Annotated in this window: 9 protein-coding genes and 1 pseudogene; 6 read left to right on the top strand and 4 right to left on the bottom strand. The window is 74.1% G+C overall.

The features are described from left to right. Positions 1–189 precede the first annotated feature (189 nt). A complete protein-coding gene (locus AB0F81_RS48365; protein ID WP_360210711.1) occupies positions 190–3,678 on the top strand; it encodes an ABC transporter ATP-binding protein/permease in 3,489 nt (1,162 codons plus the stop codon). Positions 3,679–3,698: 20 nt separating this feature from the next. Here the strand turns inward: AB0F81_RS48365 and AB0F81_RS48360 are convergent, their stop codons facing one another. Then, positions 3,699–4,169 (bottom strand): nitroreductase family deazaflavin-dependent oxidoreductase, encoded by a 471-nt coding sequence (locus tag AB0F81_RS48360; RefSeq protein WP_360210709.1) that lies wholly within the window; start codon positions 4,167–4,169, stop codon positions 3,699–3,701. A 59-nt stretch (positions 4,170–4,228) separates the two neighbouring features. Then, complete coding sequence (locus AB0F81_RS48355; protein ID WP_360210707.1) at positions 4,229–5,113, bottom strand: trypsin-like peptidase domain-containing protein; 885 nt, start codon at positions 5,111–5,113, stop codon at positions 4,229–4,231. A gap of 414 nt (positions 5,114–5,527) precedes the next feature. On the opposite strand from AB0F81_RS48355, the gene AB0F81_RS48350 reads away from it, so the two are divergent. From AB0F81_RS48350 to AB0F81_RS48330, 5 genes are all read left to right on the top strand, one after another. Beyond that, on the top strand, positions 5,528–5,740 hold the full coding sequence (locus tag AB0F81_RS48350; protein ID WP_360210705.1) for a hypothetical protein: 213 nt from the start codon (positions 5,528–5,530) through the stop codon (positions 5,738–5,740). A gap of 11 nt (positions 5,741–5,751) precedes the next feature. Then, complete coding sequence (locus tag AB0F81_RS48345) at positions 5,752–6,228, top strand: DUF732 domain-containing protein (protein ID WP_360210703.1); 477 nt, start codon at positions 5,752–5,754, stop codon at positions 6,226–6,228. Positions 6,229–6,392: 164 nt separating this feature from the next. Then, entirely contained in the window at positions 6,393–6,674 is a 282-nt protein-coding gene (locus AB0F81_RS48340) for a peptidoglycan-binding protein (RefSeq protein ID WP_360210701.1), read from the top strand. A gap of 57 nt (positions 6,675–6,731) precedes the next feature. Then, the gene (locus tag AB0F81_RS48335) at positions 6,732–7,436 is read left to right on the top strand and encodes a TIGR03089 family protein (RefSeq protein ID WP_360210699.1); all 705 of its coding nucleotides are present in this window, start codon (positions 6,732–6,734) and stop codon (positions 7,434–7,436) included. A gap of 176 nt (positions 7,437–7,612) precedes the next feature. Next, positions 7,613–8,488, top strand: a complete 876-nt coding sequence (locus AB0F81_RS48330) for an alpha/beta hydrolase (protein ID WP_360210697.1) — start codon at positions 7,613–7,615, stop codon at positions 8,486–8,488. Here the strand turns inward: AB0F81_RS48330 and paaE are convergent. Together paaE and AB0F81_RS48320 are read right to left on the bottom strand one after the other, a co-directional pair. Beyond that, positions 8,456–9,502, bottom strand: coding sequence for a 1,2-phenylacetyl-CoA epoxidase subunit PaaE (gene paaE / locus AB0F81_RS48325; RefSeq protein WP_360210695.1), 1,047 nt, complete (start codon positions 9,500–9,502; stop codon positions 8,456–8,458). The two genes, AB0F81_RS48330 and paaE, sit on opposite strands and share 33 nt — an antisense overlap. Position 9,503: 1 nt before the next feature. Beyond that, positions 9,504–9,676: pseudogene (locus AB0F81_RS48320) on the bottom strand (phenylacetate-CoA oxygenase subunit PaaJ); the annotation flags it as partial.

Genomic DNA, 9,676 nt, shown 5'->3' with positions numbered 1-9,676 from the left:
CGCGCCGCCGCCTTGGCACGCCGCCGCCTTGGCACGCCGCCGCCTTGGCACGCCGCCGCCTTGGCACGCCGCCGCCTTGGCACGCCGCCGCTGGCGGGGTGCTATGTCGGGAATAAACCGGTTGAGCAGCCATCTCCGGTCCGCGCAGGATGGGGTCACCGCCTTCCCCTACCGCTCGAGGACTTCTCCATGCGCCTGCTCCGCGACCTTTGGGCCACCAGCCGAAGTCGCACCGCCCTCGTTGCGATTCTGATCGTTCTCGGAGCCGCCGGCTCGGCGGGCGCGCTCGCCCTGGCCGGCCCGGTGCTGGTCGACCGGTCCTACCCGCTCTTCGTCCTCCTGGCCGCCGCGCTCGCCGCCACCGTGCTCACCGACGTCTCGGTCGGGCTGGTCGCGGCCCGGCTCACCGCCGACTGGGCCGCCCGGGTCCGGCGCGGCCTCAACCGGGTCGCCTTCGGCCAGCCCCTGCCCGCGCTGGAGAACACGCCGGTCGGCGAGCTGCTCGACCGGATCGACTCGGACGTCTACCAGGTCGGCGCCGAGCTGCGCGGCTCCGGCGTGCGGCTCGCCCAGTCGATGGCCCTCGCCTCGCTCTCCATCGTCACCGCCTTCTTCGTCTGGTGGCCGGCCGCGGTCGCCATGATCCTGGTGTCGATCCTGCTGTTCGTCACGATGAACAAGCCGGTCCAGCGGATCGGCCCGATCCGGATCGCCGAGGAGGAGGCCTGGTCCGACCTGGCCGCGGTGATGGAGGAGGCCATCCACGGCCAGGACGACGTGCGCACCAGCCTCGCCGCGCCCTACGTGCACCGGCTCTACGCGTTGCGCGCCCGTGAGGTGCTGGTCCGCGGCCGCCGGGTCTGGCACGCCTCGTCCCGGATCACCATGAGCGCGGGCGCGATCACCCGTTCGCTGATCGCGATCCTCGTGGTGGGCGGCGCCTGGGCGCTGACCGCCGGGCAGATCGACAGTGCCCGGCTGACCGCCGTGTGGCTGCTCGCGCTCGGTTTCGGCGGCACGCTGGAGCACGTCACCCGGATGGTGCCCGAGCTGCAGAACGCGCTGGGCGCGTGGAGCCGGGTGCAGCAGCTCAGCAACGTGCCGCAGGAGCCGTCCGACGGGGTCCCGCCGACCGACGGCGACCTGGTGATCCGTGACCTGACGTTCCGCTACGGCGAGAGTGACAGCGCCCGGCCGCCGGCTCTGCGCGACGTCAGCCTGACCTTCGCGCGCGGCCGGTCGTACGCGCTGATCGGCCGGACCGGCTCCGGCAAGTCCACCCTGGCCAAGATCCTCACCCGGGCCGTGGACGTGCCGCGCGGCACGGTCTTCCTGGCCGGCACCGACATCAACGACATCGGTGTGGAGGGCCTGCGCCGCTGGACCGCGATCGTTCCGCAGCGCACCGAGATCCTGGCCGGCACCCTGGCGGAGAACATCGCGCTCTTCGACGAGGCCCTGCTGCCCCAGGCCGCCGGCGCGCTCGACGAGCTGGGCCTGTCGGCGTGGGTGGCCGGTCTGCCGTCCGGCATCGACACCAAGCTCGGCGAGGGCGGCTACAAGCTCTCCGCCGGCCAGGAGCAGCTGGTGGCCTTCGCCCGCATCCTGGTCCGCGACCCGCAGTTGGTGATCCTCGACGAGGCCACCGCCCGGATGGACCCGGTCACCGAGTCCTGGGTGCAGCGGGCCACCGACCGCCTGCTGCGGGGCCGGATCGGCGTGATCGTGGCGCACCGGCTCTCCTCGGTGCAGCGCTGCGACGAGGTGGTCGTGCTCGCCGACGGCCAGGTGCTGGAGTCCGGGCCGCTGCGCGAGTCGCAACGGTTCGCCGAGCTGATGGCCAGCAGCAACCTGACGGTGCCGGTCGCGCAGACCGGGGCCGGCGGGGTGCTCGTCGCCGAGGGCGACCGTGACTGGGACACCGCGGTGCAGGTCGAGCTCGGCCCGGACGCGCTGGCGAACCCGCTGCCCACAGTGGAGCCGCCGCCGCTGCCGGAGCCACCCCGGGCGCACACGATGCGGGAGATCGTCCGGCTCGCCACCAACGACAGCCGCTACGGCCTGGGCGCCGTCGGGTTCTTCCTGCTGCTCGTGCTCTTCGGGCTGGACGGGGCGATCCTGCCGCTGCTCTGGTCCAACGTGGTCGACGGCATCGGCAACCCGCTGTACCCGGCGGCCGGCATCGCGGCCGCCCTGCTCCTGCTGATCCCGACGCTGTACTACACCGGCGCCTGGTTCCCGGAGTGGTGGGTGCGGCAGATGCTGCGGATCAGCCTGCGGCTGGTGCACGGGCAGATCGGGCCGCGGCGGGTCAGCAAGCACACCCCCGCCGAGGTGGTCGCCCAGGGCGGCGACACCGAGCGGGTGGTCATGCTCGCCGACAACCTGATCGACAACTGCGTCGCCGTGTTCACCGTGGTGGCCATGACGCTCGCCTCGCAGTCGATCGTGCCGGCCCTGTTCTTCGTCGGCACGATGCTGCTCTCCGGGCTGGCGGCCACCCTGTTCGGGCCGCGGCTGGAGCAGGCGGCCCGGCGGACCGTGGCGGCCCGCGCGGCGTTCGCCACCTCGCTGGTCTCGTCGCTGTCGGCGGCGCGCACGGTGAAACTGGCCGGCGCGACCGAGCCGGTGCTCGCGCACCTGTCGCGGCTCGACGCGAAACGCAGCGAGCTGCAGTGGCGGGAGATCGCCATCCAGGTGTGGGCGCGGTCCACGCCGTCGATCGCCAGCGGCCTGCTGCCGATCGCGGCCTGGGGGCTCTACCTGTCGGGGCGGCTCAGCCCGGCGGCGACCCTGATCGCGGTGGCCACGCTCGGGTCGGCCCGCTGGTTCGCCTGGACCACCGCGTCGCTGGTGTCGCACTTCCCGTCGGCCCGGGTCTGGACGAAGCGGACGGTCGCCATGGCCGGCGTCGCCGAGTACTCGGCGCACGTTCCGGGTGTGGACCTGGCCGCCGGCACGGCGCCGGCGCCACCGACCGCGGCGCGCAAGTCGCTGCGCCGGCTGGAGCTCGACGGTTTCAGCGCGGTGCACGAGAACGGCGCGGTCGGCGTCCGCGACATCGACCTCACCGTCGACCGTGGCGAACTCGTCCTGGTGGTCGGGCCGGTCGGGTCGGGCAAGTCGTCGCTGCTGCGGGCCCTCGCCGGGATCGTGCACCACACCGGCGAACTGCGGTGGAACGACGAGCCGGTCCACGAGCCGGAGATGTTCCTGCGGCCCAACCAGGTGGGATATGTCGCCCAGCTGCCGCGGGTGCTGTCCGGGACGGTCGCCGACAACATCCAGCTCGGCCACGAGGTGGACGCGGCGGACGCGGTGTCGGTCGCCCAGCTGGAGCACGACCTGACCGCCTCCGGCGGCGGCCTGCAGCTGCTCATCGGGCACAAGGGCACCCGGCTCTCCGGTGGCCAGCTGCAGCGGCTGGCCCTGGCTCGGGCGCTGGCCCCGCGCACCGAGCTGCTGATCGCCGACGACGTGTCGTCCGCGCTCGACGTGACCACCGAGCTGGAGCTGTGGCGGGCGTTGCGGTCGCACGGGGTCACCGTGGTCGGCTCGACGTCGAAGCGGGCCGCTCTGGCCCAGGCCGACAAGGTCGTCGTCCTGATCGGCGGCCGCGCCGAGGACCAGGGCACGTGGGACGAGCTGGCCGACCGCTGGGGTCACCTGGCGGGCTGACCGGTCCGGGTGGCCGCACCTCAGGGTGCGGTCACCCGGAACACCGGGTAGTCACCGGCGATCCGTTCGAACTCGCTGAGCGGCGCGTGCCGGTCCACCGGCAGGTGCGCCCGGGCACCGGGGGCCAGTGCCAGGTAACGCCGCAGGATCGGGGCACGGCCCGCGGTGTCCACATCGACCAGCCGGACCCTCTCGGCCCGGCCGTGCCTCAGCACGGCTTCGCCGCGCGCGGCCCGGACGTTGGCCACCCAGTTCGCGTCGCGGCCGAGCATGGAGACCAGGTAACGCTCCCCCTCGTACGGGGTGAGGACCAGCGGGCAGCTGATCGTGTTGCCGCTGCGCCGGCCGGCGACCTCCAGGGTGACCCAGTTGTCCGGGGCGAGGATCCCCCGGCCGAACTGCACCGCCGACAGCCGGTTGAGGATCCGGGCCAGCCGGTTGGGCCGGCCGCCCCGGTACATCCAGCGCCGCATCGCTTCCACCCCGGACATGCCGCACCTCCCAGATCGACAACCGTGACCATCGCACGGTAGTCCGATTCGCGGGCGGTTCAGCGCACCTGCGCCTTGAGCTGCTCGACGACGCTGGTCACGGTGCCGGCCGGGATGGCGAAGCCGAGCCCGACGCTGCCGCTGCTCTCATCGGTGGTGGCGATCGCGACGTTGATGCCGACGACCCGCCCGGACATGTCCACCAGCGCGCCGCCCGAGTTGCCCTGGTTGATCGCGGCGTCGGTCTGCAGCAGGCCGGTGAGCTTCTCCTCGCCGGTGTCCAGGCTGCGGTCCAGGGCGGAGACGATGCCCGAGGTCACCGTCCCTTCCAGACCGAGCGGCGCGCCGAACGCCAGCACGGTGTCGCCGACCGCGACGGTGCCGTCGCCGGCGAAGGTGACCGGCGTCAGCCCGGACAGCCCGCTCCCCTGCACCAGCGCCAGGTCGTGCCCGGCGTCGGTGGCGACCACCTGCGCGGGCACCGTCTGCCCGGTCGACAGCCGGACGCTGACCGTGCCGTTCGCCGCGATCACATGGTTGTTGGTGAGGATCAGCCCGTCCGCGCTGAGGACCACACCGGATCCGAGCGACGACGACCGCGCGCCGTCGACCAGGACGGTGACGACGCTGGGCTGCACCTTCGCCACGATCGGGGCGAGGTCGTCCCCTTCCGCCACGGTGGTCACGGCAGCGCTGGCCGCGGCCGGCCGGCTGTTCAGGTATCGGTCGGTGAGCAGCGCGCCCGCGCTGCCCCCACCGGCCATCAGCACGAGCACGGCTGCGCCACCGGCCACCCGGCGCTTCCATCGCGGGTCCCGGGGCGGCCGCACCAGTTCCGGCGCGATGTGGGTGGGCGGCGCCGGCGGCAGCGCACCGACGACACGCTCGCCGGCGGTGCCGGCGTTCCGGTCGTCCAGGACGGGGCGGGTCATCAGATCGGTCATGCCCTCGACAGTGCGCCGGGAGTTTGTCGTGCGGCGGTGAGCGCTCTGTGACTTCCCTGTGTGCCGCCGATCTCCCGCTCGCCGCCGCGCCGGCCTCGCCCTCGCTCACCGTCCGCAGGCCTTCCGCTCCAGCGACCGAAAGCCGGCCGTGGCCGTCCAGGCTCCGGTGACCCCACCCCCATCCAGACGCCCAACCAGCTCATCCAGCGCTGTGGCCTGCCCCTCCGGCTCGGCGGAGTCCCGATGCAGACCCGACGATGCGGGCCGGGATCGCCCGATCCGGGGCCGCGCGACGATCAGCCGGTCGGTGGCGGCCAGCCGATCGGCTGGCGCGGACCGGACTGCCGGTCCCCCTTCCGGGTGGGTTCGGCGCGGCAACGGGAACCGTGCGCGGCGGCGTCTAGGGTCTGCCGCGTGTCCCCCACCAATGTCACCGCGCGCGACGGTATCGGCCGGCCGCGCACCTCGGTCGAACGGCGCCCGTTCGGCCCCACCATCACCGAACCCGCTGACGCCCTGCGCATCTCCGCAGGCCGCGGGCCGATCGAACCGGCTGCGCGGCGGCCGGCCGAGCCCGGCGCCGAGACGGCGGCACCGCACGACGATGCCGACGGCGGCTCGGCATGAGGCGGCTCGGCATGAGGCGGCTCGGCCTGTTCGTGACCGCGGCGGCCGTACCGATGATCGCTGCGTGCGGGGCGCCCGCGGGCGTACCGGAATGGAAGGACGGCCAACCCCGCGCCGCGGCACCCAGCGCGACCGGCAGCCTGGCCGCGCCTGCCCCCAGCGAGCCGGCCGCGGCCGTCAGCGCCCCGGCCGAGGACCGGCCGGCCGCGACCGCGGCGCCCAGCCCGGCCGCGCCGAACGCCGCGGAGTCGCAGACCAGCGCGCCGTCCGGGGAGAGCTTCATCGCCGCAGTGCGCGGGCAGCTGCCGGAGGTCGCGGTCGACCGGCGCCCCGAGGAGATCACCGAGATGGGCGACGCGGCCTGCGCCGCCATGGCCGGCGGTCAGCGGCGCGCCGCTGCCGCATCGGAGATCACCGAGTACGGCGTGACGGCCGGCGACGCCCGCGAACTGGTCGTTCTCGCCCGCAGCTTCCTCTGCCGAACCTGACGAGCTCGCGTCACGTCTCGACCTCGCTCGGCGCCGGCCTGGCGGAGCGACCCGGGGATCGGCCGAAAGTCGCAGAACGGCACAGCAGGTGGAGACCTCCGTCAGATGTCGGGCACAGGCCCGCTCGCGAAGCTGGATTCATCAGCTCGCAACGGGAGGTCACGATGTCCGCACGAGGAATGCTCAGCGTGGTCGGCACCGCCGTCGGTGGCCTGATCGGCTGGTCCGGGCAGGCTCCGCCGGCCGATCCGGCGGTGCTGCGCGCACTCTTCGCCGACCTGGGCGTGCGGGTCGGCCCGGGCGAGGCCGAACTCGCTGAGGCGGTGCGGTACTTCCAGCACCGCACCGGCCTCACGGCCGACGGCACGGCCGGGCCGCAGACGGTCCATCTCCTGGTTCGGTACGCGGCCGAGGCCCGCGAGTTGACCAGGTTCGAAGCGGCCTGAACGTCGCCTCCCGGGTGATTCCGCGGCCGGCCGGGACGTCGCTATCGTGGTGACGCCATGAGTGCGGAACTGGTCACCTTCTACGACGACGCCAGCGGCGAACGCGTCGGGCTCACCCCCGCCGACCTGGGCGTGTGGGCCGCCGCCACGGCCGAGTTGCTGGCCGGCGAGTGCGGGCTGCCGCGCGGCAGCCGGGCAGGAGTGCTGCTGCCGCCGCACTGGCAGACCGCCGCGGTGCTGCTCGGGGCGTGGGCCGCCGGGATCGAGGTGTCCTTCCGCGGCTGGGCAACGGCCGGCCTCGGCCCGGACACCGGTCCCGCGCTGGACGCCACCTTCGTCGAACGGCGCCGCGTCGGCAGCTGGCTCGACGACGTGCCGCCGGCCCGGCACCAGTTCGTGCTGGGTCTCGCCCCGTCGGGCGCGCCCACCACGGACGTGCCGGACGGCTACCGCGACTACGCCCAGGCCGCCCGCCCGCACCTGGGCGCGCCTCCCCCGGCCGGCGGGGTCGGCGTGGGCGAGAAGGCCACGGTCGACGGCACCACCTTCGGCGAGTACGGCGCGGTCGCCGCCGAGATCGCCCATTCCCGCGGCATCGGAAGCGGCGACCGGGTGCTGATCGACACCGCCGCCCACGAGGAACCCCTGATCTGGCTGATGGCCCCCTTGACCGCCGGCGCGTCGATCGTGCTGTGCGCCAACGTGGACCACTCCCTGCTCGACGAGCGCATCGCCGCGGAGGCCGTCACCCACGTCTGGTGACCCACGCCCACATCCGCATCGCGCGGCAGGGCCACCGAAACAATGTGGACCGAGCAGGGAGCGCCCGGCGCCCGTCAACCCCCAGCGCCGCCAGGCGTTCCGACAGTCGCCGGCTTTTGATCTTGGTATCTGGAAGTGGGCCCGGACCGCCGAAGCGGATCGTCTAGGTTTGGCGCGTGCCGATCTACACCGGCTCCGACGGGACGCCACTGCACTACGACGACTCCCACCCCGCGACCGGCGAGGACCTCCCACCGCTGATCACACTGGCCGGCGGCGCCGCACGGCACCCCGGCTATCTGGGCGACCTGGCCGGCCTGAGCAGCCGCTGCCGCCTGGTCGTCCCCCACCTGCGAGGCGTCGGCAATTCTCCCGAACCCTCGGATGACAGCTCGGGGTCCTACTGGCGGCAGGCCGAGGATCTGGAACGGCTGCGCGAGCACCTCGGCCTCGACCGCCTCCTCCTGGCCGGCCACTCCGCCGGCACCCGCCTGGCCACCGCCTACGCCGCCCGCTTTCCGCAGCGGCTCGCCGGCCTCGTGCTGATCACACCGCCCGCCACCCACCTGGTGGCCACCCCACCGGACGCCGAGGAGCTGATCGCCCGCCGGCTCGGCGACCCGGTCTTCGCCGCCGCGCGGGCCGCGGCCGAGGGCGGCCCCGATCTCAGCGACGACGACCGGTTCAACGACTGGCACCGACGGTGCGCGCCGCTCGGTTACGCCGCCTGGGGACCGGCCGAGCAGGCCCACGCCGCTGTCGGGCGTTGGTCGCTGGCCGCCGCCCTGGCCTACTTCAGCGTCGCCCCGCCCGAGGATTTCGCCGGCCGGCTCGGCCGCGTCACGGCGCCCGTGCTCGTCGTCGCCGGGGAGGTGGACTGCCTCACCGGCCTCGCGCCCGTCGTCGCTCTCGCCGATCTCTTCCCGGCCGGGCGCGCCGCGGTCATCGAGCGCTGCGGCCATTACCCCTGGGTGGAACGGCCGGACGAGTTCCGCCGGGTCCTCGACGCCCACCTCGGCTCACTGATCGAAGTCGACCACCACTTTCGGTGAGGTCGCCGTCGCCTGGCAGGTGAGGATGAAGCCGGCTTCGATCTCGGCCGGTTCGAGCGCGAAGTTGCGGCGCATCGTCGCCTCGCCGTCGACGAGCCGGGCCCGGCAGGTGCCGCACACGCCACCCTTGCAGGCGAACGGCAGATCGGGCCGGGACCGCTGCGCCCCGTCGAGCAGCGCCGTCCCCTCCTCGACGGTCACCGTGGTGGACCGCCCGTCCAGGACCACGGTGACCTCGCTGCTCGGCCCGCGCGGGCCGGGTTCGGGGCGGACCGGCTCCGGTGGCGCTTCGTCGACCCAGAACAGCTCGCGGTGGATGCGCTCGGGCGCGACGCCGGCCTCACCGAGCACATCGGTCGCGGCGGTCACCATCCCGAACGGGCCGCACAGCCACCAGTGGTCCACCGCCGGGACGTCGAGCAGCAGCGGCAGCAGGGTGCGCAGCCGGTCGGCGTCGAGACGGCCGGTGAACAGCTCGGTCTCGCGAGCTTCGCGGGACAGCACGTGCACCAGCTCGAGCCGGTCGGGGTAGGTGTCTTTCAGATCGGCCAGCTCCTCGGCGAACATGACCGTGTCGGCCCGCCGGTTGCCGTAGAGCAGGCTGACGTGGGCGCCGGAGTGGGCCAGCAGCGACGCGGCGATGGAGAGCACCGGCGTGATGCCGGAGCCGGCGGCGATCAGCACGTGCCGGCCGCCGGCCGCCACCTCCGGGGTGAACGTCCCGGACGGCGGCGCCACCTCGACCGTGTCGCCGGGTCGCAGGTCACGCACCAGCCAGCTGGAGATCTGCCCGCCCGGCACCTCCCGCACCCCGATGCGCGGCGCGGCGCCGGCCGGGGCGCAGATCGAATAGGTGCGGCGCTCGTCGGCTCGGCGGACGGTCAGCGACTGGCCGGGCCGGAACGCATAGCGCTCGGCCAGCTCGGGCGGCACGGCGAACGTGACGGCCACAGCGTCGGCGCAGAGCCGGTCGACCGCCGCGACCCGCAACGGGTGAAAGTCTCGCACCACCACCTCAGATCTCCTTCACCCGCTCGAACGGCTCCCGGCACGCCGGGCACCGGCGCAGCTCCCGGCAGGCGGTGGCGCCGAACGGCGCCAGCAACTCGGTCTCGGCATGCCCGCAGCGGGGACAACTGGCCGGGACCGGCCGGTTGGTGAGCGCCAGCGGCACCGGCCCGCCGGCCC

It is taken from the genome of Actinoplanes sp. NPDC024001 (assembly GCF_040638955.1).
Lineage (GTDB): Bacteria > Actinomycetota > Actinomycetes > Mycobacteriales > Micromonosporaceae > Actinoplanes.
The sequence above is the reverse complement of the archived record's forward strand: the minus strand, read 5'-3'. Positions and strand labels throughout refer to the sequence as shown.

Excerpts from the sequence above, each read along its gene's own strand:
- AB0F81_RS48365 (WP_360210711.1), top strand. The coding sequence starts at position 190 with ATGCGCCTGCTCCGCGACCTTTGGGCCACCAGCCGAAGTCGCACCGCC.
- AB0F81_RS48360 (WP_360210709.1), bottom strand. The coding sequence starts at position 4,169 with ATGTCCGGGGTGGAAGCGATGCGGCGCTGGATGTACCGGGGCGGCCGG.
- AB0F81_RS48355 (WP_360210707.1), bottom strand. The coding sequence starts at position 5,113 with ATGACCGATCTGATGACCCGCCCCGTCCTGGACGACCGGAACGCCGGC.
- AB0F81_RS48345 (WP_360210703.1), top strand. The coding sequence starts at position 5,752 with ATGAGGCGGCTCGGCCTGTTCGTGACCGCGGCGGCCGTACCGATGATC.
- AB0F81_RS48340 (WP_360210701.1), top strand. The coding sequence starts at position 6,393 with ATGTCCGCACGAGGAATGCTCAGCGTGGTCGGCACCGCCGTCGGTGGC.
- AB0F81_RS48335 (WP_360210699.1), top strand. The coding sequence starts at position 6,732 with ATGAGTGCGGAACTGGTCACCTTCTACGACGACGCCAGCGGCGAACGC.